Origin of the sequence: Maricurvus nonylphenolicus, assembly GCF_042854845.1 — a bacterium.
Classification (GTDB): Bacteria; Pseudomonadota; Gammaproteobacteria; order Pseudomonadales; family Cellvibrionaceae; genus Maricurvus; species Maricurvus nonylphenolicus.
The window spans coordinates 222,424-245,943 of record NZ_AP031498.1; the positions used below are offsets into that span (position 1 = coordinate 222,424).

Annotated in this window: 26 protein-coding genes; 23 read left to right on the top strand and 3 right to left on the bottom strand. The window is 48.6% G+C overall.

The features are described from left to right. Nucleotide 1 precedes the first annotated feature (1 nt). Genes ACGHZ6_RS01005 through ACGHZ6_RS01030 form a run of 6 tightly spaced genes read left to right on the top strand, consistent with a single transcriptional unit; the run spans nt 2 to nt 6,834 of the window. Nucleotides 2-541: a DUF4381 domain-containing protein gene (locus ACGHZ6_RS01005; protein WP_390616909.1), complete on the top strand. Its 540-nt coding sequence runs from the start codon at nt 2-4 to the stop codon at nt 539-541. Further along, nucleotides 538-1,554, top strand: coding sequence for a VWA domain-containing protein (locus tag ACGHZ6_RS01010; RefSeq protein ID WP_390616910.1), 1,017 nt, complete (start codon nt 538-540; stop codon nt 1,552-1,554). The genes ACGHZ6_RS01005 and ACGHZ6_RS01010 overlap by 4 nt, the downstream gene beginning before the upstream one ends. After that, nucleotides 1,547-2,524 carry a VWA domain-containing protein gene (locus ACGHZ6_RS01015; RefSeq protein WP_390616911.1) on the top strand — a complete coding sequence of 326 codons (978 nt, stop codon included), beginning with the start codon at nt 1,547-1,549 and terminating at the stop codon, nt 2,522-2,524. Before ACGHZ6_RS01010 ends, ACGHZ6_RS01015 begins: the two co-directional genes overlap by 8 nt. After that, entirely contained in the window at nt 2,515-3,186 is a 672-nt protein-coding gene (locus ACGHZ6_RS01020) for a hypothetical protein (protein WP_390616912.1), read from the top strand. Before ACGHZ6_RS01015 ends, ACGHZ6_RS01020 begins: the two co-directional genes overlap by 10 nt. Beyond that, nucleotides 3,183-4,544, top strand: coding sequence for a hypothetical protein (locus ACGHZ6_RS01025; RefSeq protein ID WP_390616913.1), 1,362 nt, complete (start codon nt 3,183-3,185; stop codon nt 4,542-4,544). Before ACGHZ6_RS01020 ends, ACGHZ6_RS01025 begins: the two co-directional genes overlap by 4 nt. A gap of 22 nt (nt 4,545-4,566) precedes the next feature. After that, a complete protein-coding gene (locus ACGHZ6_RS01030; protein WP_390616914.1) occupies nt 4,567-6,834 on the top strand; it encodes a tetratricopeptide repeat protein in 2,268 nt (755 codons plus the stop codon). A 7-nt stretch (nt 6,835-6,841) separates the two neighbouring features. Here ACGHZ6_RS01030 and ACGHZ6_RS01035 read toward each other — a convergent pair whose 3' ends face one another. Further along, on the bottom strand, nt 6,842-7,123 hold the full coding sequence (locus ACGHZ6_RS01035) for a DUF1145 domain-containing protein (RefSeq protein WP_390616915.1): 282 nt from the start codon (nt 7,121-7,123) through the stop codon (nt 6,842-6,844). A 227-nt stretch (nt 7,124-7,350) separates the two neighbouring features. On the opposite strand from ACGHZ6_RS01035, the gene ACGHZ6_RS01040 reads away from it, so the two are divergent. The 14 genes from ACGHZ6_RS01040 (at nt 7,351) to ACGHZ6_RS01105 (ending at nt 19,451) form a co-directional block, all read left to right on the top strand. Next, entirely contained in the window at nt 7,351-7,905 is a 555-nt protein-coding gene (locus tag ACGHZ6_RS01040; RefSeq protein WP_390616916.1) for a DUF4136 domain-containing protein, read from the top strand. Nucleotides 7,906-7,973: 68 nt separating this feature from the next. After that, the gene (locus ACGHZ6_RS01045; protein WP_390616917.1) at nt 7,974-8,591 is read left to right on the top strand and encodes a DUF3313 domain-containing protein; all 618 of its coding nucleotides are present in this window, start codon (nt 7,974-7,976) and stop codon (nt 8,589-8,591) included. A 117-nt stretch (nt 8,592-8,708) separates the two neighbouring features. Continuing rightward, the gene (locus ACGHZ6_RS01050) at nt 8,709-9,332 is read left to right on the top strand and encodes an NUDIX domain-containing protein (RefSeq protein ID WP_390616918.1); all 624 of its coding nucleotides are present in this window, start codon (nt 8,709-8,711) and stop codon (nt 9,330-9,332) included. Between the two features lie 100 nt (nt 9,333-9,432). After that, nucleotides 9,433-9,906 (top strand): DUF1249 domain-containing protein, encoded by a 474-nt coding sequence (locus ACGHZ6_RS01055; protein WP_390616919.1) that lies wholly within the window; start codon nt 9,433-9,435, stop codon nt 9,904-9,906. A 41-nt stretch (nt 9,907-9,947) separates the two neighbouring features. Next, entirely contained in the window at nt 9,948-10,757 is an 810-nt protein-coding gene (gene cpdA / locus ACGHZ6_RS01060; RefSeq protein WP_390619218.1) for a 3',5'-cyclic-AMP phosphodiesterase, read from the top strand. Nucleotides 10,758-10,791: 34 nt separating this feature from the next. Next, nucleotides 10,792-11,382, top strand: a complete 591-nt coding sequence (locus ACGHZ6_RS01065; protein ID WP_390616920.1) for a YqiA/YcfP family alpha/beta fold hydrolase — start codon at nt 10,792-10,794, stop codon at nt 11,380-11,382. Between the two features lie 80 nt (nt 11,383-11,462). Next, nucleotides 11,463-13,346: a DNA topoisomerase IV subunit B gene (gene parE / locus ACGHZ6_RS01070; RefSeq protein WP_390616921.1), complete on the top strand. Its 1,884-nt coding sequence runs from the start codon at nt 11,463-11,465 to the stop codon at nt 13,344-13,346. A gap of 298 nt (nt 13,347-13,644) precedes the next feature. Beyond that, the gene (locus ACGHZ6_RS01075) at nt 13,645-14,013 is read left to right on the top strand and encodes a hypothetical protein (RefSeq protein WP_390616922.1); all 369 of its coding nucleotides are present in this window, start codon (nt 13,645-13,647) and stop codon (nt 14,011-14,013) included. 170 nt (nt 14,014-14,183) lie between these two features. Beyond that, on the top strand, nt 14,184-16,124 hold the full coding sequence (locus tag ACGHZ6_RS01080; RefSeq protein WP_390616923.1) for a hypothetical protein: 1,941 nt from the start codon (nt 14,184-14,186) through the stop codon (nt 16,122-16,124). Between the two features lie 132 nt (nt 16,125-16,256). Continuing rightward, nucleotides 16,257-16,640, top strand: coding sequence for a hypothetical protein (locus ACGHZ6_RS01085; protein WP_390616924.1), 384 nt, complete (start codon nt 16,257-16,259; stop codon nt 16,638-16,640). A gap of 180 nt (nt 16,641-16,820) precedes the next feature. After that, nucleotides 16,821-17,351, top strand: coding sequence for a hypothetical protein (locus ACGHZ6_RS01090; RefSeq protein WP_390616925.1), 531 nt, complete (start codon nt 16,821-16,823; stop codon nt 17,349-17,351). Nucleotides 17,352-17,539: 188 nt separating this feature from the next. Continuing rightward, a complete protein-coding gene (locus tag ACGHZ6_RS01095; protein WP_390616926.1) occupies nt 17,540-17,995 on the top strand; it encodes an NUDIX pyrophosphatase in 456 nt (151 codons plus the stop codon). Between the two features lie 14 nt (nt 17,996-18,009). After that, nucleotides 18,010-18,486 carry a DM13 domain-containing protein gene (locus ACGHZ6_RS01100; protein ID WP_390616927.1) on the top strand — a complete coding sequence of 159 codons (477 nt, stop codon included), beginning with the start codon at nt 18,010-18,012 and terminating at the stop codon, nt 18,484-18,486. Between the two features lie 122 nt (nt 18,487-18,608). Further along, a complete protein-coding gene (locus tag ACGHZ6_RS01105) occupies nt 18,609-19,451 on the top strand; it encodes an alpha/beta fold hydrolase (RefSeq protein ID WP_390616929.1) in 843 nt (280 codons plus the stop codon). Nucleotides 19,452-19,523: 72 nt separating this feature from the next. Here the strand turns inward: ACGHZ6_RS01105 and ACGHZ6_RS01110 are convergent, their stop codons facing one another. Beyond that, nucleotides 19,524-20,483, bottom strand: coding sequence for an alpha/beta hydrolase (locus ACGHZ6_RS01110; RefSeq protein WP_390616930.1), 960 nt, complete (start codon nt 20,481-20,483; stop codon nt 19,524-19,526). Between the two features lie 122 nt (nt 20,484-20,605). On the opposite strand from ACGHZ6_RS01110, the gene ACGHZ6_RS01115 reads away from it, so the two are divergent. After that, entirely contained in the window at nt 20,606-21,475 is an 870-nt protein-coding gene (locus tag ACGHZ6_RS01115) for an AraC family transcriptional regulator (protein WP_390616931.1), read from the top strand. A 7-nt stretch (nt 21,476-21,482) separates the two neighbouring features. Here ACGHZ6_RS01115 and ACGHZ6_RS01120 read toward each other — a convergent pair whose 3' ends face one another. After that, nucleotides 21,483-21,905 (bottom strand): LexA family protein, encoded by a 423-nt coding sequence (locus ACGHZ6_RS01120; protein WP_390616932.1) that lies wholly within the window; start codon nt 21,903-21,905, stop codon nt 21,483-21,485. Between the two features lie 108 nt (nt 21,906-22,013). Between ACGHZ6_RS01120 and ACGHZ6_RS01125 the strand changes: the two genes are divergently transcribed. Together ACGHZ6_RS01125 and ACGHZ6_RS01130 are read left to right on the top strand one after the other, a co-directional pair. Next, on the top strand, nt 22,014-22,499 hold the full coding sequence (locus tag ACGHZ6_RS01125) for a cupin domain-containing protein (protein ID WP_390616933.1): 486 nt from the start codon (nt 22,014-22,016) through the stop codon (nt 22,497-22,499). A 57-nt stretch (nt 22,500-22,556) separates the two neighbouring features. Next, entirely contained in the window at nt 22,557-23,444 is an 888-nt protein-coding gene (locus ACGHZ6_RS01130; RefSeq protein WP_390616934.1) for a hypothetical protein, read from the top strand. Nucleotides 23,445-23,520: the final 76 nt, after the last annotated feature.

Here is a 23,520-nt window from a genome sequence, read left to right on the forward strand (position 1 = left end):
CGTGGCGAGCGAACGTCCTGATTTTTTGATCCAGAATTTCGGCAACGATTGGTTGTCGAATATGCACGAGATCAACTTGCCTGGAGCGATCAGTTGGTTACCACAGGGGGCTTTCTGGCAGGCGTTACTGCTATTCGTTTGTGTGGGCATAGTTGCCATTATATGGCGCAGCTACCTTCGCTACTGTAGCAACCATTACCGCCGTCAGGCTGTGGCGCGGTTGCAGAAAATAGATCTACAGTGGCGGCAACAGGGTCAGCGAGAAAAAGCCTGTCGTGATTTGGCACTGTTGGTACGTCGCGTGGCATTGACCGCTTGGCCCAGAAAAAATAGTGCAGCATTGGTTGGGCAACCCTGGTTGGATTTTTTACAGCAAACAGCCGCTATCGATACTCCACCATCCCTGTTGCCTGCTTTGTCGCATATACCTGCCGCACAGTTAGAAGAAATATCCGAATCGCAGTGGTCGGAAATAGTTCAGTGGGTATCCCGTTGGTTGGCCGTCCATCAAGCGGATGTGGGTGAGGCATCAGTCGCATGATTATCTTTGATGCGCTGTGGGCCTTTGCGATTTTGCCTCTGCCGATTTTGGTGTATTTATTTTCCCGTGCCTACACCACCCAGCGTGCAGCAGTGCGAGCCCCTATCCTAAAAACACTGGTGGCGATTACCGGCGATAAACCTGGCGAAGGTTCGCTGGTGGTAAAACGCAATATCTGGCAACACCTGTGCATTTTTATTACCTGGGTACTGATTGTTGTGGCACTTGCGCGGCCGCAGTGGTTAGGCGAGCCGATTGAAAAAACACAAGCCGCACGGGATATTCTGGTGGCGGTGGATCTCTCTGGCTCCATGGAGGCGGAAGATTTTGCCGCGAACCAGCAATCAGGTGTTAATCGCCTCGATGGTGTGAAACAAGTCCTGGCGGGTTTTGTCGAGCAGCGCGAGCATGATCGCCTGGCGCTTATTGTGTTTGGTTCCGCACCTTACTTGCAGGTACCGTTTACCCTGGATCGTCAATTGTTTACCCAGTTGTTGGAGGAAACCCGTATACGCATGGCAGGTCCGCGCACCATGCTGGGTGATGCTATTGGTCTGGCTGTGAATCATTTTGAAAAGCACAACAGCAATAAACGTGTCTTGATACTGCTAACAGATGGCAATGATTCTGGCAGCCGAGTGCCGCCTTTGGATGCCGCCAAGGTGGCAGCGGATCATCAGGTGACCATCCACACCATTGCTATTGGTGATCCGCAAGCAGTAGGCGAACAGGCACTGGATTTACCTTCACTGGAAGGGATCAGTAAGACAACAGGCGGTGTTTTTTTTCATGCCCATACCGATACCGAGTTGGCCGATATTTATGCGCAGCTTGATCAGCTGGAACCCAGTGAGCAGAAGGTGACCAGTTACCGGCCCAAAACCGAACTCTATCACTGGCCCTTGGGCTTAGCTTTGATATTGCAATTGTTAATGCATCATACCTTTGCTGCTATCCGCTGGCGCCGTCAACGGGCTGCTAACACTGTATCCGAGCAGGTGAGTCATGGCTGATTGGTGGTGGACGTTTGTAGAGGCCGTGCAGCAATTTCAATTATTGCGACCCTGGTGGTTGTTGCTGCTGCCGGTGGCGATGTTGTTGCCGATTATTCTGGCTTACCTGCAGCGTCACTCCGAGTGGGAAGGCTTTATTGAGCCGGCCTTGTTAAAACCCATTTTACAACCGCAAAAACAACAGGGGGTTATCACGCCGACACGTTTGGCCTCGCTGTTGTTAATCCTCTGGCTATTAGCGTTAGCGGGTCCCAGCTGGCGAGAAAAACCGTCGCCATTTACCGACGACAAGGCGCCGCTGGTTATCGCCCTGGCCTTGACTGAATCCATGTTGGCCGATGATTTATTACCGTCCCGGCTTGCAAGGGCCAAGATCAAAGTCGCACAGCTGCTGGACGCTCGGCGAGGATCACCTACGGCACTTATTGCTTACAGTGGTTCTGCCCATGTGGTGTTACCGCTAACCGAAGATGTGGATATTCTTAAATTGTATCTTGATGGGCTGGCACCGGATGTGATGCCCGAGCCGGGCTTGAATATTCAGGCGGCTTTACAGGCTGCGGGTGATTTACTGAATCGTGATGGCAAACGTGGCTCCATTGTTTTGGTGGGCGATCAGCTAGATAGTACTTCTGTTAATCCTTTAGACGAACAGCAGTCCATTAGTTTGCTGTTGGTTGGCCCCAGTGCAGCAACGGCAGAAGAAGCTCTGCAGAGCCGCAGCGCCAGTCATGTGGATGTGGCGGAGGTCAAAGATTTTGCCGAGCGGGAAAATATTCACTGGGTTGCAATGACGGCCGATGAATCGGACGTGTCCCAGTTGCAGCGCCGCATTATCAGGCAATTTGAATCCCAGCAACGTGATGATGAAAAAGCACAACGTGAGGATGCGGGTTATTATCTGTTGTTTCCTCTAACACTGATTATGCTGTTGTGGTTTAGGCGCGGGATGGTGTTGCAATGGCAGTAAAGCGCGCGACTCTGTGGCTGCTGTTTTTTATGGTTAGTGTATGTGCGCTGGCCTTTATCGACCGCAGTCTTTCCACGTCAAAAACCTGGTACTGGCAGGATCTGTTTTTAAGTCGTGACCAACAGGGGCTGGTTTTTTTCGAACGCGGCGATTATCAATTGGCAGCGCAACGCTTCGACGATAAGGAGTGGCAAGCCACTGCCTATTATGCCAGTGAAGCTTTTGCGGCGGCGGCGACAATCTGGGCAGATATTCCAGGCCCTCAAGCCCATTTCAAACGGGCCAATGCCTTAGCGCATATGGAAGACTATAGTGGCGCTGCTGATGGCTATCGCTTGGCCTTACGCTCAAAACCCGATTGGCAAGCGGCCAAGGAAAACCTGCAGCTGATGTTGGTGCTGTCTGCCAAACCCAAGCCGATTGAAGATTATGGTGGTCAGAAGGCCACAGAGCTAGGCGCCGATGAGATCGTATTTTCCAATGATAAAAACCGCATGGATCAAGCGCAGGATGAAATGACGCTGGATGAAGGCAGTTTGTCGTCGGAAGAAATTAACGCACTGTGGATGCGACGTTTGCAGTCAAGTCCGGCGGATTTTCTGCGCTTAAAGTTTCGCTACCAATCTGAAGTGGGTATAGACGCAGCGGAGGTGGCACAGTGATAAAACGTATTTGGCTGGGATTTTGTTTGCTGTGTTATTTCGGGCCTTTGATGGCGGCACCGACGGTGTTTATGGAAGCTCACCTGTTAAATGAAAACGGCGAGAATACCGATAGCCTGACGGTCAAGGTTGGCCAGCGGGTAACCCTGGCAGTGGATATTCTAACCACCACCTGGTTCACCCGTGCGCCAGAGATTCAGCCGATGACATTGCGCGGCGCAATTAATCTGCAATCGCAACAGTTTGGTACCAACTACAGCACCAATCGCCAAGGTACCAGTTACGCAGTGCAGCGTCGGGAGATCACCATATTCCCCCAAAGAGCGGGCCAATTTATTACTCCCAGCCAAGTGGCCAAGGTATGGGTCGCCGGTGAAAGCGGCGAGCGTTTAGCCGAGCAGAATGTGCGCAGTGAGCCACTGGTGTTTCAGGTGGAAGCGATCAGCGCAGAAGAAACGCAGCATGAGGATGTAACAAGCAACCTTCTGGTAGCAGAAGACCTGCTTATTTCAGAAAGTTTTGAACCGAGCCTGGCAACCCTGACTGAAGATCGAAGCCTGTATACCGGTGATGCGATTATTCGCCGCGTTAGCCTGAAAGCCAAAGGCACTTTGGGTATGTTGATTAAACCTTTAGCCTGGCAGGACATTCCGGGGGTAGGGCAGCAGGCGAGCCGAGCAGAAGTAAGCGACCGTACCAACCGCGGCGAATTTACTGGTATCCGTGTTGAAACGCGCAGTTATGTTTTTGAGCAGGACGGTGAATTTATTCTGCCAGCCATCACGGTCTACTGGTGGGATCAAACCCAGCAGGCGTTGAGTGAAGTGAGTTTGCCACAACACACGATTACGGTGGCTCAAGGTGGAATGCTCAGTGCGGGTGATGCAGTGGCCATTAGCGATGAGAATGGCCTGCGTAATTTTTTACAGCCCTGGATGATAATTGCTGTGGTGGCCCTGGTTGCACTGTTATTACTTAGCTGGGTTGGTTTGAACCTTGTGCGACTACTGCAGCGCCGTTATGCCATCTATCGGCAGGGTGAACGCTATAAGCGCCGGGTGTTATTAAAAGCCTGCGCCCACGGTGACCGTGACCACATTATGCGCAGTTTTTATGGTTGGTTTGATCACTTGGCGATCAAGGAGCAGCAATCCCCGCTGATGCAGGAGTTGCAACAGGCCATTACGGATTATTACCAGATTTACTATCAGCTGGAGCCCCACCAGCATAAAGACAGGTTGACCCGTCTGGTACAAAGCATTCATGCTATACCTCATAGAGAGGCGCAACAACATAAGCGCCCTTGGTTTTCACGTCGATTGCCACAACGCCGAATGCTGGCAGACTTGAATCCCTAGCCTGAAATCGTAAGGAAAATACATGCAGATGTTGGTTTGTCTGGTGCTGGCCTGTTTGGCCAGTTTCGTGAGTGGATCGGTCGTTGCCAAAACGGTAGACGTTGAAGGCTATATCGGTACCCAACAGTGTAAGACCTGCCATGTGCAAGCCTATAACGACTGGCAGGGATCTCACCACGACTGGGCCATGAAAGAGGCCAATGCGCAGACGGTACTGGGCGATTTTAGCGATGTGACCTTCGATCACTACGGAGAAAAAACGCGCCTGTTTAAACAGGGCGAAAACTATTTCGTAGAAACCGATAATGCCGAGGGCAAACGCCAGCGTTTTAAAATCGCTTACACTTTCGGCTTCTATCCGTTACAGCAGTATTTAATTCCCTTCGAAGATGGTCGCTACCAGGCGCTTAACGTCACCTGGGATTCTCGCCCGAAAGAGGAAGGCGGACAGCGCTGGTTTCACTTATATCCCAATGAGCCGGTACCCTTCGATGATCAATTGCATTGGACCGGCCCCTACCATAACTGGAATTCGCGCTGCGCCGATTGTCACTCCACCCAGCTGCAGCGCAACTACAAAGCTGCCGACAACACCTACGACACCAGCTGGTTTGAAATTAATGTCGGTTGTGAGGCCTGCCATGGCCCAGGGCAAGCTCATCTCGATTGGTTGCAGTCGGATCGCAAGGCGCCACATCACGGCTTTGCGCAAAATATCAGTGCCGTTGGTGAATGGTTACGCGAACCAAATGCCGCAACGGCTACACAACAAAACCTAAGCAAAGACCAGCAAACCTTTCAGATTGATACCTGTGGCAGCTGCCATGCTCGCCGTTCCCTGATTGACGATATGAATCTGCCGGGTGATTTTCACAACAAGCATAATTTACAGTGGATTAACTCACCGCTTTACCATGCCGACGGCCAGATCCTCGATGAAGTGTATGTGCTGGGCTCCTTTATGCAGAGCAAGATGTTCCATAGTGGTGTGGTGTGTTCAAATTGCCATAACCCCCACAGTCTGGAATTAAAAGCGCCGGGTAATGGTGTCTGCCTGCAGTGTCATAACCCGGAAGTATTCGATACAAAAAATCATCACCATCATCCGGCCGATTCTGCTGGCGCCCAGTGCGCAAACTGCCATATGCCGGAAACCACCTATATGGTAGTGGACCCGCGTCGCGATCACAGCTTGCGTATTCCGCGTCCGGATCTGTCGGAAAAGACCGGCGCTCCCAATGCCTGTAACCAGTGTCATACCGACAGGGATAATCAGTGGGCGGCTGGCGCTATGACAAGCTGGCTAAAACAGCAAAATAAAACCCTGCCCAAACACCGCGGCGAATGGGTGGCGGAATATCAGCAGGGCAGTCAAGCGGCTGCGCAACAGTTATTGCTGTTGGCGATGAATCCACAACAACCTGCATTGGTTCGGGCGTCGACACTGGTAAGCCTACAGCCAACCCAGGAAGTGATTTTGGCCGCGCAAACCAATCTCTATGCGGGAGACCCTCTGGTTCGTCGCGCCGCCGTGCAGGTATTGGGGCAGTTACCCGATGCCCAGCGTCTGGTCGATTTACTGCCCTTGGCCACTGATGGCAGTAAATCGGTAAGAATGGAAGTTGCCTCACAACTACAGGGTGTGGATAACGCTAGTTTATCGGCGCAACAGAAACAGGCCCTAGTGCGTTTGCAGAAAGAGTATTTGGCATTGCTGCAAACCCATGCCGACACACCATCGGGGCAACTGAATATTGGTGTGGCGCATATGTCCAAGGGTGAGTTGCAAAAAGCCGAAGCCGCTTATCGCCAGGCATTAATACTGGATCCCAACAACATACTTGCGCGTTTAAATCTGGCGGATCTTTATCGCAGCCAACAACGCGATGCAGAAGGTGAAGTGCTGTTACGGGACGCGATCGAACTGGTGCCGGAGTCAGCAGCTGCCCATCACTCACTGGGCTTGTTGTTGATACGCACCAAACGGATGTCGGAAGCGGTAGAGTCTCTGCAAAAAGCGGCGAGCCTGGATGCCAGCAATATGCGCTATGGCTATATTTATGTGTTGGGGCTTAAAGAGCTGGGGCAGCTGCAAAAGGCGCAGGCTGAGTTATCGCAGTTGATTAAGCGATTCCCTAATCAGGCGGACCTACTGGGTATTCAGTTGCAGTTGGCCCATCAACAAAAACAGTGGGCTGTGGCACTGCGTGCGGCAGAACAGTTACTGCAGCTGCGACCTCAGGACCGTCAGCTGCAGCAGATGATTGGCTACTATCGCAGCCGTTTATAACGGTACCTTAAAGAACCTGCTGGGCGGCTTTGGCTTCACGGAAGATGGGTAGCCACCAGTAAAAACCAAATAGCATGACTTTTATGAAGGCGCCTGGACCACTCTGGTTCAGGCGTTTGAGTTTGTCTTTCAGCATCAGCCATTCTATAAAGTGGGCTACCAGCAGAATGGGGCCAGCATAAAGCAGGATGGTGTACCAAACACCTGGCAGCGGACTGAACAGGTTGTAAACAATGGCCAACCATGCGGCGACAATAGCGGGTTGGTGAAGTTTTAAAAAAGTATTCATGGTCTCTCCCCCTGAAATCTCATTTAGTGACTTAATAGAACTTAATCTTTCTTTTCTTTTTATGAGTAGAACGGTTTTTAGTCTACGATTGTCTAAAGAAATGTTACCACAATGCCGATGTTGGGCTCTTGGGCAAAAAAGCCATTCATAGGTTAAAAGCCGACATACGGCGCTTAATGTCAAACTGAAATGGAAAAACTCGCAAGCAACGACAAGGGGATTGAATTATGAAACGACATTTTTCTGTATTGGGGTTGGTACTGGGCCTGGTTGTACTTGCAGGTTGCGCAACCTCCAACGTAAATACCGATTACAACCCGGAATACGACTTTAGGTTACTGCGTACCTTCTCCATGTTGCCTTCAGAGCAAACGCTGGAAACCCAGGCCATTGTCTCTGAACTTAATTTGGAGCGTATTCACGTGGCGATTGAGCAGGAGCTAAGCCAGCGTTACCAGCCTGTAGAGAACGCGGCCGATGCGCACTTCCTGGTCAGGTATCACGTAATTGTCAAAGACAAGGTGGATGTGCGCACCTATGATAGCTTCTACGGTGGGCGACGTTACTACGGTGCATCTGTGCAATCGGTAGATGTAAATACCTACACCCAGGGAACCCTAGTGGTGGATATTCTGGATGCCAAAACCAAAGATCATATCTGGCGTGGTTCTACCCATTCGCGGGTGACACCTAACCTGAAACCTGAAGAGAAAATGATACGCCTGCGGGAAGCTGTGGCCGAAGTGCTTAAAGAATTCCCGCCTTACCTGGTAACCCAGTGAATAACCTTAAACGCACACAACGGTGGATGATTTGCAGCCTGGTGCTATGGTTGGGAGCCTGCGCCAGTATGCAAGATCACCTGACTGCAGCAGATGATTCGGGCTACCTCAGCCACTATGCACGGCTGCAGGAGGTAGAAACGGAAGAAGGCAGATTGCAGCGCTGGCTAGATAATCGTGTAACCAGCGGAAGCTATAGAAAAGTGATGTTGGACCCCATCGAATTTTTGCATTCTGACGATGTTCAACCCGACTCAGTTCAACTGAGTGGGCTGCAACAGCAAGAGGTGGATGGGTTTAAGGCTTCACTTGATCAGCAGATGCTGAAATCTATTTCAAGATTAATCGAGGTTGTACCGCAACCGGGGGGCGATGTGCTGCGCTTTAAACCGGCTATTACCGGGGTTAGTGTGATGTCAGAGCCCGTTAATAGCTACCAGGCGATTCCGGTTGATGCTGTCATTGGAGGTGCTACTGATGGGGATAACGCGGCCCTTGGCCGAGTGCTAGTGATTTCTCTGGAAGGTAAATTACAGGACAGTCAATCCGGGCAGCTATTAGGTGAGATGCTACTGAAAGATATCGTTTACCGGGGCGAGACTGATCAAGACACTGCGAATAAGCTTAAAGTGTTGATGCAAACCTGGACCCAGGAGGCGGGTGAGACCTTGCTGGAAATACTCTGAAGAAAACTGAGCACCTGCACCCACACCTAAATTTGCAGACCGCTAGCCGGTCTTTTCTTTTGCCTGCCAATAACTACACTAGTGGGCTTTTGCCGGTATCTGTAATAGGGAAACACCATGTCCATCGATTTAACTCCGCCCTTCACTCGTGAAGATGTCGACATTATTGAGCGTGAAAGGGCTTATGATGGCTTCTTTGCCATGGATAGGGTCACCCTGCGCCATCGCCTGTTTGAGGGCGGCTGGGGGCCAACCGTTAGCCGAGAGCTGTTTGTACGCGGCGAGGCGGTAGCGGCAGTGGTGTTTGATCCCGAGCGCAACCTGGTGGGCATGGTCGAGCAGTTCCGTATTGGCGCTATGGATGAGGAGCAAGGCCCCTGGTGCCTGGAAGTGGTCGCCGGCATGGTCGAAGAGGGCGAACAGCCCGAAGAGGTGGTTAAGCGCGAACTGGTCGAGGAAACCGGTATTGAAGCTGAGTCGATGGAGTATATCTGTAACTATATGACCAGCCCCGGTGGCACCAGTGAGAAGCTGCATTTGTACTGCGTACTGGCAGACCTCAGCGAGGCCGGGGGTATTCACGGCCTGGAAGAGGAAGGCGAGGATATCCGGGTAAGGGTGTTTGAGGCGCCAGCGCTGTTTGATGCTATGCTCAAAGGCAGGTTTAACAACGCGGCAACCCTGATTTGCCTGCAATGGCTACAGATAAACCAGGATCGCCTGCGTGGCAAAATAGGGTAGTATTAGCCTGATGACTGAAATCGGGCCCTTATCGAGGGGGCTAGCGAGACGGGCTTAACAGTTTCGCCCCGTGACTTACCGGATAATAGGTATTTGGAACATGGCTACATCAGTAAAACCACGCTACAAGGTCGATTTGGCTCGGAATATGTCCGAGTATGAGGCCAACTACGCGCGTTTGATGAAGCTATTGCCCCAACTGCATGAAGAAGATGCCTGGAAATTCGACGTAGATGTTGGCACCAGCCATTGGTTAGTAAGCATCGACGTGCAGGAACGAGCCAAATACACCACGACCATTACCGTCAGCCAGGCCGATAACCTGGGGAGTTGGAGCCAACCGCTACAATTACAGGTGAGGCTTTATCACGACGCGCGGATGGCCGAAGTGCTGAGTTGGCAACAACACCGCCGCATGCAAGTACGATACGAATACCCCAATCGGCAGATGTACCATGCCGATGAAAAAGCCCAGTTCAACGGCTTTTTGGGGGAGTGGCTAAGCCATTGCCTGGCCAACGGTCAGGCGCGGATTAACCTGGACAGATTTTCATCTAACGCCATATCAGGATGATGACGGCAGAGAAGTGAAAAAGGGATTTTGTTTTGGTAGCAGTGAATAACGACGTGAAAGCAACAGCTCGCCCTATCAGGCTTGTACAGATTACCGATTGCCACCTGGGCCAGTACACCGGTGAGGAGCTGCTCGGCCTGGATACTGACGAAAGTATGCAGGATGTGGTTGATCTGGTGAAACAAGAGCAATCCCGCGTCGACTACATACTGGCTACCGGCGATATTGCCAGTGGCGGCCAGCCTGGCGCCTATCAGCGCTTCCTGAAAACCTATATGTCCCAATTGCCCCATCCCATGGCCTGGCTGCCGGGTAACCACGATTTACCGTCAGAAATGGAAAAAGCCGCAGGCCGTAAACTCGACAAGCTGGTGGAGTTGGACAATTGGCTGATCATACTGCTCGAAAGCCAGGTGGATGGCAGTGAATACGGCGATCTCAGTGAGGCCGAGTTGGCGTTTCTGCAGCAGGCGCTGGAGCAGAACCCCGATCACCATATCCTTGTCTGTTTGCACCACCAGCCGGTAAAGGTGGGTTGTGCCTGGATCGATCAATATCAGGTACGGAGCGCCGATCAGTTCTTCGCTATCATCGACAAACACCCTCAGGTGCAAGCCATTGTCTGGGGCCATGTGCACCAGGATTTCAGCCGCGAGCGCAACGGCGTTCAGTTGATGGCTTCCCCCTCGACGTGTGTGCAATTCAAACCCATGAGCGATGAATTTGCCGTCGATACCGTTATGCCCGGCTACCGCTGGTTTGATTTGCATGCCGATGGCCGCATAGAAACCGGGGTTTCCCGTGTGGCAGAAAAAGCCTACGGTATCGACTTTGCCTCCTCAGGTTACTAAACTGCCGCCAACATTCGTTTAACGGAGCAGGTGCATGGCGGCACTGATTTATATCCACGGATTCCTGAGTTCCCCCCTTTCCCACAAGGCCGTGCAGGTACAGCAGTGGCTGGCCGAGCAGCGCCCGGACATTAGCTTTCACTGCCCCTATCTGCCGCCTTACCCAGGCGAAGTACAGTTAACTCTGGAACAAATGGTCGAAGAGCTGCAACAGCAGGGACCGGTCTACCTGATGGGCAGCTCCATGGGCGGTTACTGGTCCACTTACCTGGCCGAGAAGTACGACCTGCGCGCCATCCTGATTAACCCCGCAGTGACCCCGTCTATGTTGATGCCGGAATATATTGGTGTGGAGCTGAAGAACTACCATACCGAAGATACCTATATGCTCGAACCCCACCATGTGGATGAGATTCGCGCAGTGGATACCCCCAACCCTCAGCGCCTGCAAAACTACTGGCTGATGGTGCAGACAGAGGATGAAACCCTCGATTACCGTCTGGCTGTGGATAAGTATGAAGGTTGTAAACAGCTGGTCGAAGAGGGTGGTGACCACGGTTTCCAGGGCTTTGAGCGTTTTATAGCCGGCGCTATCGATTTTCTTGAGGGGAAAGACTCTCAGTAGATGCCAGCGTGCCACGAATATGGTAAAACGGCGTTCTTAACGATAAAGCACTGACAATAAGTATTAAATTAGCGAGCAGCATGGCGAACTATAGCGCAGAAGATATTGAAGTCCTCACGGGCCTAGACCCCGTGAAAAAGCGTCCGGGTATGTACACCGAAACTACCCGCCCCAACCACCTGGCCCAGGAAGTAATCGATAACTCTGTCGATGAGGCGCTGGCCGGGCACTGTAAAAACATTGAAGTCATCCTGCACAAAGATCACTCCATCACCGTTAGCGATGACGGCCGGGGTATGCCGGTGGACATCCACCCTGAGCAGGGAAAACCCGGGGTAGAGGTAATTCTGTCCACCCTGCACGCCGGTGGTAAGTTCAGCAACGACAACTACCAGTTCTCCGGCGGTTTGCACGGGGTGGGGGTGTCGGTAGTAAACGCCCTGTCGAAAGTGCTGGAAGTCACCATTAAGCGTGAAGGCAGTGTGCATCGCATTGGCTTCCGTAACGGCGACAAAGCCTCTGATCTGGAAGTGGTAGATAGCTGCGGTAAGCGCAATACCGGTACCAGCATTCGCTTCCTGCCAGACCCACAGTATTTTGATTCCCACAAGTTCTCCATCTCGCGCATGCGTCACGTACTGCGCGCCAAAGCCGTACTCTGCCCCGGCCTGACCGTTATCTTTAAAGATGAGCAAAGCGGTGAGACTGACAAGTGGTACTACGAAGATGGCCTGAAAGATTATCTGGTCGCCGCAACCGACGGTTGGGAAAGCCTGCCCGCAGATCCGTTTGTCGGCAGCTTTACCGGCGAAACCGAAGCCGCTGATTGGGCGGTACAGTGGTTACCCGAAGGTGGTGAATTAACTCAGGAGAGTTACGTTAACCTGATCCCGACTGCTCAGGGCGGTACTCACGTAAACGGTTTGCGAACCGGTTTGCTGGAAGCCATGCGTGAGTTCTGTGAATTCCGCAACCTGCTGCCGCGCGGTGTAAAACTCACCCCGGACGATATCTGGAATAACTGCTGCTTTGTTCTGTCATCCAAACTGGCCGACCCACAATTTTCCGGCCAGACCAAAGAGCGCTTGTCATCCCGTGAGGCGGCCGCCTTTGTTTCCGGCGTAGCGAAAGATGCCTTCGGCTTGTGGTTAAACCAGCACACCGAAGAGGGCGACAAACTCGCTGAGTTCTGTATCAGTAACGCGCAAAAACGTGTTCGCTCCAGCAAAAAAGTCGCCCGTAAAAAAGTCACCCAGGGCCCAGCACTGCCCGGCAAACTGGCTGACTGCTCCAGTGGTGATTCCGAGCGCAGTGAACTATTCCTGGTAGAGGGTGACTCGGCCGGTGGCTCCGCCAAGCAGGCCCGCGACCGTGAGTTCCAGGCCATCATGCCACTGCGTGGTAAGATTCTGAACACTTGGGAAGTGGATTCCGCCGAAGTCCTGGCCAGCCAGGAAGTACACGACATTTCTGTCGCCCTGGGTTTAGACCCCGGCAGTGACGAACTGGACAAACTGCGCTACAACAAAATCTGTATCCTCGCCGATGCCGACTCCGACGGCCTACACATTGCCACCCTGTTGTGCGCCCTGTTCGTGCGTCACTTCAAACCCATGGTCGCCGCCGGCCATGTTTACGTTGCCATGCCACCGCTATACCGCATCGATGTGGGCAAAGAAGTGTTCTACGCCCTCGACGAAGGCGAAAAGCAAGGTGTAATCGACCGCATTAAAGCGGAAAAGAAAAAAGGCACCGTCAACGTCCAGCGCTTTAAAGGCTTGGGTGAAATGAACCCATTGCAACTGCGCGAAACCACCATGGACCCGGACACTCGCCGTTTGGTGCAATTAACCATCGAGCCCGGTGACGATACCAATGCCATGCTGGATATGTTGCTTGCCAAAAAACGCGCCAGTGATCGTAAAAGTTGGTTGGAAGATAAGGGTAATTTGGCGGAAGTGTAAGCCAAATAGCCCCATAAACTTAAAAGGCCAACTTGTGATGAGTTGGCCTTTTTTGTGGCTGATATTTTTGGGGGTTAATCTTTATGTGGCACGTGAATGACGTGCTACAGCGTAGGTATATGTCGCTATGACGTAATTAATTACGTCAGTAAGTGAATGCTAGCCGCTAACTGATTGAAAAGGGATGAAATTTCATTTAGCGTTTAGGGATAAGTTTGGAGTAATACGTCTCAGTGACGTAATTAAACACGTCAGTGCAACGTTGAATAAGCTGTTATAACTTCAAAGAACTATGAGTATGGACACTGAAGTAAAAGTACCTGAAAGACCGAGCTCACTTCCAGAGATGGATAGTGAGTTCGTTATTATTCCTCCGGTTTCCCATCCGGGAAAGTACTTGTATAAAGGCGAGTTAATATTCTGTGTCGATATTGGTGATGTGATATTAGAAGTTGAGGCGCCTGAAGCAGGTATGCTTTTAAGTATGGAAGTTAAGCCTGGTCAAAAGGTAGAGCCTAATCAGGTTGTAGCGCACTTTGATAAAAGCCATCCTGAACCAATTAAAAGTAAAATATTCCATGGCTTTAGCTTGGGCCACTTCTTAAGTGGCGCGCTTGGTGCGGTAGTGGTATTGGGAATTTACGCAATCTGGAGCAACGAGTTATAACAAGTTACTGTAATTCGTTCCGGCCCAAAATACGGGCCTCCACCGGACGCACAAAAAGCGTGCGCCGTTAAGTAAGGCGTTAGGTATCAAAATCGCCATGGATTGAGCATCAAAATATATTTTTATTATTGAATTGATGGCTCTTTAAAACTAATAAGAGGTTATATCTTATGGAAAGCTATGATATTGGGATAATTACTGTCCTAGGAGTTGAGCTAAAAGCCCTAAAATTAGCTCTTGAAATAACCGATGAAGATGAGTTCGAGAATAAAGGGTCTTTATTCTGGCGAAAAAATATTATAGCTAAGGATAAATTGGTTTCAGTTATCATTCATTGTGTTGCGGATCAAGGAAACGATGCTACTGCTAGTGCTACAAGTAGGCTAATAGAAAGATTTGACCCCGCTATGGTTCTGCTTATGGGTATCTCCGCAGGAATGAAAGGTAAGTGCAGAATCGGAGAGGTATTCGTTCCTCGTTATACAGCTCATACAGGTATTGAAGTGCAAATTGATGGTGAGCTTAAGGGGCGGCCAGAAATATTTCGACACCCGCAAGAAATTAATCAAATGCTTATTGGTTTTGATATTGATAACGATATATGGATAAATAATTTTAAAGCTATATTTCCTAATTCTATTGAGCCTAAGCCTGGCCTTGAAGGAGAATATGCCAAACATGTAGCAGAACTACCTACACTTGATGATTCAGCGCTTCATTCAGCAAATATTTTAGTTAAAGATCCGGAACGTTTGAAACAGTCAAGAGACAACTTACACCAACAAATTAAAATTGGAGATATGGAAGCAGGCGGATTTACGAAGGCTGCGAAACAGCTTCGTCCCATAGTGCCTTGGCTTATAGTCCGTGCAGTTTCAGATTTTGGGGATGAATTTAAGGATGATGTATTTCATCTTCAGGCCTCATGCGCTGCTGCATCCTACGTCAAAACCTTCATACATCACGGATATAAACCGGTATTACTTGGTAGAAAACAAGTTCCTGCCGAGAATATAGACAATAAAATATTTAACAATATATCTGAACTGAGTGAGTATGTTGGAATTAGAGACATGAGGGAGGAGTTCGTTTTCTTTGATAGGGAAAAAATCAATTACCATTCGGTTGATTCCAAATTTAATGATCGTTGGATTGAATACCCAAGTCATTTAGATGAACTATTTCGGAAAAGAATTCCAGAGATAAAAGAAGATGCTGAGAGAGGAGGAAGAACATTCGATAATAATCCTTCATATCAGCTTCGTTCTGTCTCAGTAAAGAGGGACTTTAAGGATGCAGAAGGAAATAGAAGGCCAAAGTATATATTAGAGATATTTCCTACCGACTATGAACACTTTGTATACCCTAATTCGAGATTAAGTGAAGAGGTATATGATGACAGAATAGACAAAAAGATTAGTCTAAAAGATTACTGTGGTTTAAAGGAAAGTAATCTACGCTTTGACTCTCTAAGAAATACCAATCTCCACTTTAAGATCGGAACAGGATTAGCTCTTATTACAAGCGATGGATATTTAATAGCATCAGTTCGATCTAATAGGCAGCTGATTGTTCCAGGCGATCAAAAAAGTATTAGATTGCATTTGTCCACAGCAGAGGGAATGCTTAAGGGGGACTGTATAGATGGAAGACCAAATCCATTTTTTACGGCGTTCAGATCCCTAGAAGACGAGCTAGGAATAATAATGGGGAAGGATATTGTGCTAGATGAGATTATTAGCACGGGGTTTTACTTGGATAGAATGAGAGCGCAACCATTTTTTTCATACATATATACGTCAAAAATGTTGTCTAAAGAAGATGTTTTTGATCGTTGGAATCAGTGCCCAAAAGATAGGCATGAAAACAAATATATATTGGCCATTAGATTCACCCCTGAAAATATTTTTAAAATATTTTATAACCAAGGGCATGAGAATGTTGAGTATGAAGTGCCTAGTAACGATAAGGTAGAGTTTGAGGAAAATTACAAAGGTATGCCTTTTGTATTAGCTTCAAATCATGCAGAGATAGGTTACTTATCATCTCTAGTAGAGGTTTTTGGTTTTAAAGAAACATCTTTTTATGCAACAAAGGTGAAAAATACCTAACAAATCAATGCACTCGGACCCACCTCCGTTCCGCAAAATTTGTGTGCTCGCTACGCCCGCTATGGCACAAATTTTGCGGAACGGAGGTGGGCCGGTGATTGAGGCGTTAGGCTGTAAGAAGGAGTTTGAAACTTGGAATGTATTGATTCATCTTTTACCTATTCGATGTTTTGGTCAGCTTTATTGATTTCCGCTGTCGCAAAGCTTAGAAGCGACAACTATATGAAGCCATTTTTAGTGGAGCTTTATAGCCCGCCTCTTCTATTGGCCGCTGTCATTGCCGGCATCTTTACTTATTTATTCTATGAGCCATTACCGGTCCCGGAAGAAGTAGGTCTAGCCGCTCTAGTAGGTCGTCCAGCTCACTTTTTACAGTCATTAACTTGTAACTTTCAAACCACGTTTAATGTACTGGGTATAATACTTCCATTTGTCACAGTATATTCGTTTCTCGACAGGCACCACCCTGAAGTTATTCGTACAGCGAAAGACAAAATTAATGATATTTTTGAATAAGCCTAACAAACCGCAGCAATCGCTCCCGTTGGTCGCTGGGACAGCCAAAAATGAATGGGGTCTGACCCTGTAAGTTAATCTTTCGTCAAGAAGTTGTGGGGATGGATTTAGGAGTATGCTACGTTTACTTATTTTGTTGCGCTTTATTAACTGCCCTCAGTCGGGCTTTAGAGCATGGTTATGATTATCGAAGTACTTGAAAAAATCGAATTTTCATTCTGGCATTTACTGCTAATGTTGTTTGTACTTATTTTTCGTAGTGATTTAGGATCTCTAATTAGGCGAGTAGCGACTATTAAGTTTGGAGATAAAGAGCTGATACTTCACCCGGATAAGACTGTCAGTGATCTCAAGGAAATTAAAGAACAGCTCGAACGTGAACCAGCTGAAACATATAAAGCTATAAATCTAATTACAGAAAAAATTGATAAGAATCTTATTGTGTCATTGTCTTCTATAAGACGTGAAACTAGCCATTTGTGGCCTGCCATTAAGCTTCTTGAGTATAGGGATGAGTCTAAAGCAGAAATACAAGGTTTGACTCTGGAAAAAGTTAAAAGTAACCTCCAGGCAATCGAAGATGCTGGTCTAATGACATACGATATTGATTATATTGGCCCAGAACAATATGAAATTCGTGAGGTTAAGTTAAGAAAACTTGATCGAGGTCTTGAACGCTTAATTATTAAAGTCACAGGTAGATCGCTATAGCTATACACTTAAATGCAGAGAGCCTTATTCTTGAATTGTATGATGAACGAATGGGGCCCGCTGGTTAACGGTAATCAATCCTTTTCCAATAAAGTGCTGTTTAATGAATTTTCAAAGTGATTAATCTATATATAGGTTAATCAATGGCTACACTTATCTATGATGCCTAACTCACATAACGCACTGCTATGACTCAGATTCCCTTAAATACATCTGTTGTATCTGGCGTATTACTTAAAGCCTGTAAAGACGGATTCCGCATGCTGTTGCTGAAAAGAGCCAAAGAGGGATTCTGGTGTCATGTTGCCGGAAAAATAGAGGGCAATGAAAAAGCATGGCAGGCTTTTATTCGTGAAGTAAAAGAGGAAACGTCAATCGTTGTAGACGACCTCTATTCTGCGGATTATCTGGAGCAGTTTTACGAAGCCGATAAAAACCAAATATCTATTATCCCGGTTTTCGTGGCATTAGTGGCCTCCGATATTGAGGTGGTGTTAAACGAAGAGCATACTCAATACCAATGGTGTACGCTTGATGAGGCTAAAAGCCTGGTGCCTTTTCCTAATCAAAGGGCGGTATTTGACCATGTATGGAAAAACTTTGTAGATGCCAAGCCGTCACCGTTTATGAAAATATCGCGTTAATTTTAGGTGGAACTATGAAAGTACGAATGCTTATCCTATTGCTTGCCAGTCATCTGTCCGTTGGTGCTGTGGGCTTTGCCGTTGGTATTTACGCGCTGCCTATCCTGATTGCGCCGCCCCCGCCCAGTGAAACTGAGATTCAGGCTATGTCTGCACAGGCGAGTTTTACGGCGGAATTTAAGAAAGACTTGCAAGACAGTGATGCATTTCACTGGGGCGAAGGGCAAGTCACGATAGGCAGCCAATATATTACCTTTACGGGTGAGTTGGCCCCGGGGCCGGATTACAAACTTTACTTATCACCTGAATTTGTTGAAACCGAAGCGGATTTTAATCGCTTAAAGTCATCCATGACCCGTGTGGGTGATGTGAAAACCTTTAACAACTTTGTCGTGGAGCTCTCAGTCGATGTTAATCCGTCACAATATACTTCGGTGATAGTCTGGTGTGAGACCTTTGGTGAGTTTATTACTGCTGCAAAATACCGCTGATACCTTTGATTTGTTATGACAGGGTAAATTTGGGCGCTTTAGTTGTCTGGGGTGCTGACTTGGCATTTAGCTTAAAGTTTTATACTTTAACCAAATCACCAACAACATAATAAGAAAGCACAATGAACGTACAGTCAGTGATTTTAACCTGCGCCGATCAACAAACGCTCGCCGCGCAATTCTATGAGTGTGATGCACCCAAAGGTGTTGTCGTTATCGGTAGCGCCCTAGGTGTTTCCCAGCATTACTATAAACGCTTTGCCCATTATCTGGTTGACCAGGGTTTTCATGCGCTGACATTTGATTATCGCTTTACCGGTGATAGTGAGGCAAAAGGCTTGGCTAATTCTATTAGCATGTTGGACTGGGGGCGACAGGATATTGAAGCCGCTATAGCCTTTGCTGAGTCAAAGGGCTTGCCGGTGTATTTTGTTGGTCACAGTATTGGTGGCCAGTTGCTGGGTATGGCGCCGTCGGCAACCAAGCTGAGTAAGATAGTTCTGGTGGCATCGTCGGCGCCTTATTGGCGGCGTTGGTCTTTCCCGGGCAATCTGAAAATAGCTTTTACCGCCAAGGTGCTGTTTCCGTTGGTGACAGCCTTTAATAAACAATTTCCCTGCAAGACTTTTGGGCTGGGCAATATTGATATTCCCTCGCCCTTTATCAGGCAGTGGGCCAGTTGGATGTTAAAGAGGGATTATTTATTTGATGCCGGTTTGGGGGTTGCTACGGAGAACTATGCAAACCTTAAACAGGATGTTTTGTCATTGGGCTTTAGTGATGATGATCTGGCACCGGAAGTGAATGTATCCCACCTGTTAACCTTTTTCCCCAATACCAATAGTGAGCTAAAAATGCTTTCACCGCATGAAGGTGGTATGAAAGCCTTGGGGCACACCGGTTATTTTCGCGAAGATGCTAAGGCGACTTTCTGGACGCAGTTAGTTAACTGGTTGGAAAAATAAACGGGCAACCACAGGTTGGCCCGTTTCTCATCGCTAATTGTAATCGATAGTTGGCATTTATAAGTGTTCTGCTTATGCGATACCAAACGCCTGCTTAACAATTTCAAAATTCAAATAGTGCGCCCGGCGTGATAAACGAATACCCGGTGCGCGGAATTCAAAGGCGTGGGTGCCGCCGGGAAATACATGCAGTTCGGCGGCAACCTTATTCGCCATCAGGCGTCGGGCATAGGTGATATTTTCATCGAGGAATAAATCCAAACTGCCGACGGCAATATAGGCCGGTGGCAAACCGCTTAAGTCTTCGGCCCGTGATGGCAGAGCGTAGCTTGGCAGGTCGTCTACTTTATTTTTACCTAGGTAGGCATCCCAACCGCGGCGGTTAGAATCTTTGTCCCAGGCGATACCGGTTAAATCAAACAGGGTCGAGGCCTCGTTGTTGCGGTCATCAATCATGGGGCACAGCAGTAGCTGGAAGCAGGGTTGGTATTCACCTTTATCGCGCGCCATTAACGCCAGTGCTGCGGCCAAGCCGCCGCCGGCGCTGACACCACTCAGGGCAATGCGCTTGGGGTCAATATTCAGGTTTTCTGCCTGCTTAAACATCCAAGCCAGTGCGGCGTAACAATCGTTTAGCGGCGCCGGGAAGGGGTGTTCTGGTGCCAGGCGATATTCCACCGCGACGATAGTACAACCAATGCTGTCGGCCATAATTTGCATCATGGGTACTTCCACATCAATGGTGCCCATCACATAACCACCCCCGTGTATCCACAGCATCGCCGGCATGGGGCCTGCAATATTGTTGGGTTGGTATAGCCGTACACGCACGTCCGGGTCATTACCAATACCGGGGATCTGATGATCTTCGAACGGGATATGCGCCATGGGCGGGATATCCTTGGTGAGTGCAAGCAGGCCTTTTTTGAAGGTCGCACGGGTGCGATTGAGGTCTTCCCACATATCAAAGTCGGGCAGTTGTCGCTCTTCCATGGCGATCAGGAGTTCCGGGTCTATCTGCTGCTTAATCATCGTCTCGGCTCTGTTGTCTTGTATTGGTATACGTCTATGGTGTAATAATAGTCTCTATTGGAACAGCAAAAATAGCGTGAAAGCCGCTTATAGTATAACTATAGTGTTGTGGTCAGATGGGGATGGCCATAGCAACGGGTATAGCAACGGATAGTAACAGCATGCAGCAAAAGGTCTATAACCAGGAAATTACCTTTCCCGAGCAGGGTCAGGTCAGCCTCAAATCCATTGCCCGGGAGGTGACCGAACCCTGGCGGGTGAGTAACCATTTTCACGCGGTGTGCGAGCTGGTGGTGTATGAGGATATGTACGGCGAGGTTTGGTGTGGTGGTCAGGCGCAAGCCTTGGCCAGTGGTCAGGTATTACTGGTGCCGCCGGATACCATTCACAGCTTTTATGTAAAGCCCGGGCGCCAGCTCTACCATGTGTTGCATTTTCCCCTGGCGGAATTAACGCGCATCAATCCCGATTTTGCCATGCCGGCGCAGGCGTTGGTGCTGGATTTAAATCCGGAGGATTTTCACTGTTTGATTGCCCTGTTGAAGTGGTGCGCCAGTGAAGCGTCTGAAGCGGTCGCCAGTTCCAGAATGCAGGCCTTGGGTTTGGCCGTCAGTATGATTTTTGAAAACGGTGTTGAGCGTATTAATACGGTTGCGCGTTTTAATCCCAGCGCCTTTAAGCCGCTAGTGAATTATCTCAATACCCATAACTGCTACCAGTTGAGTGTCGATAAGGCGGCCGAGTTGTGTCACCTGTCGCGCTCACACTTTATGAAAAAATTTAAAAAGCAGTATGAGGTGACCTTTCAGCAGTTTCTCACTCAGCGCAAAATAGATGCGGCTAAATCGTTACTGCGCTCTTCGAGTTTATCGATTACTGAAATAGCACAGCATATTGAAATCGACAGTCTGTCGTATTTTTCCAAACTGTTTAAAGAAACCGAGGGCTGCACGCCACGGGAATATATGGCGCGCGAGCGGGGAGAGGCTTAGCCGACAGTTATCGGTGCTGATGAATCGAATGACTGACGACACCGGTCAGTGTCAGCCCCACCTGATCGCTTAATAAAATGGGTGGTAATTCAGAGTCGCCAGAGCGCAAACAGCTGTTTTGCATATCCAGGCTGCGGCAAATCAGCTCGCCTTCAAGGCTGGCAATGACAATATCACCGTCCTGAGGTTTAGCGGAGCGATCGACAACCAGCAGGTCACCATCAAAGATACCCAGCTCCGCCATGGAATCCCCTTTGGCGTAGGTGTAAAAGGTGGTATTGGGGCGTCGAATCAGCGTATCGTTAATATCGAGGCTTAGACCTTCTGCCTCCTCGTCATTACTGCAGGCTTCGTCCATTACCGCATGAAGAAACAGCGGCAGGGCCATTTGGTCATTTATTTCAGTCGGTGCAAGGCGTGAGACTTTCATGGGGGCTCTATTCCTTTTATCCTTCCTGATTGGGTAATTATTTTTAACTGTATTAATATACAGTATATTGTATTGGGTAACCATTGCAAGTATTAAGGCGGGCGGCGTATGAATAAACAACAGATCATAGAATCACTTGGGCTGGAAGCTCATATTGAGGGTGGTTATTTTCGGCGCACTTTTGAAGCCTCGCACCGTGAGCGGATTCAAACTGCTCGCGGGGAGCGCTTTAGCTTTACCAGTATTTATTACCTGTTAACCGATGATTCCCCCATTGGGCATTGGCATTTAAATCAATCGGATATCTTCCATGCCTATCATTTGGGAAATCCCATCACCTACTACCTGTTGCATCCCAGTGGCGAGCTAGAGGTAAAGGTGTTGGGGCCGGATCTTCAGGCGGGGCAGGAGTTGCAATTTGTGGTGCCGGGCGGGGTGTGGAAAGCCAGCGAGCTAACTCAAGGGCAATACGGTTTAATAAGCGAAGCTGTTGTGCCGGGGTTTGATTTTGCCGATATGCAGTTGGCAACAGAGAGCCAGTTGATTGAGGAGTATCCGCAATATATCGATATTGTAAAACGCTATTGCCGGTAGTACGTAGCCACTTTGCTATGCTGAATGTATTGCAAATGTGAGCATTGACGACGTTGTGTGGCGATGATGATATTGTGGCGAACCTGGATTCTTTTATTATGCCTTGTAGCTATAAATGCTCAGGCTGCCACACTAAAAATTGCTATTACCCAAGAGAATCTAAACGGTTATCAGAAAATCGTAGGCAGCTCTTCCTGCAATGATATTCATGATTTTTCCATCTTTAAGGAAAATCCAGGCATCGCATATCCTGTACTCGTGTGTAAATTTCTAGCCCGGCATGATACTGCTTACCTGACAGAGTTTGTCGTAGTGCCTAATTACCGTAGGGGGTTGTGGGTGGCAGCCCAAGGGCTGGTTGATATGATCGCAGTCCCGTTCACCATCAATGAATATACGCAGCCACTTATTACTTCAGGGGCCGTCAAGGTGACGCATCCCATTATATTAAAAGGGCAGCAGTCTGCAGGCTTCTATGCGTTAAAATCCAATGCCAAAGTTCATCAGGTGACAAGCGTTAAAGAATTGAAGCAATTGATTCCTGTTATTCCTTCAAGTTGGCGATATATAGCAAAAATCCTTGAAGATGATTTTGATGCGACCGTGCAGTATGTCAATGTTAATCGCGTATTTGAGTTTCTTAAAAGTGGGCGAGCGGATTACACCATACTTCCCCTCCAGGGGGATCCTGAATCTGGCTATGAGGTGATTCGCAAGGGAATTAAGGTCAAGCCGATTGGTCGTTTTAAAGTGGTTTTGAACAGAGAAAGCTATTTCGTTTTTTCAGGGGATCCAAAGAGTTTGGATGATTTTTATATTGCGGTACAGCAAGGCATTATCGGCATGCGTCAGAATGACCGCTTATCGAAAATTCTTCGTCAGGCTAATCTTATCAGCTCGCCGCCAAAGGAGTGGCAATCAGTTTATTCTTTGCCAAAGAGGTAAAATACGAGCAGGTTTTTCGGTGTCTTAATATGTGAATTGGTTGGCTGGTTTGGTAAAGATTTTAAGGGCATCTAGC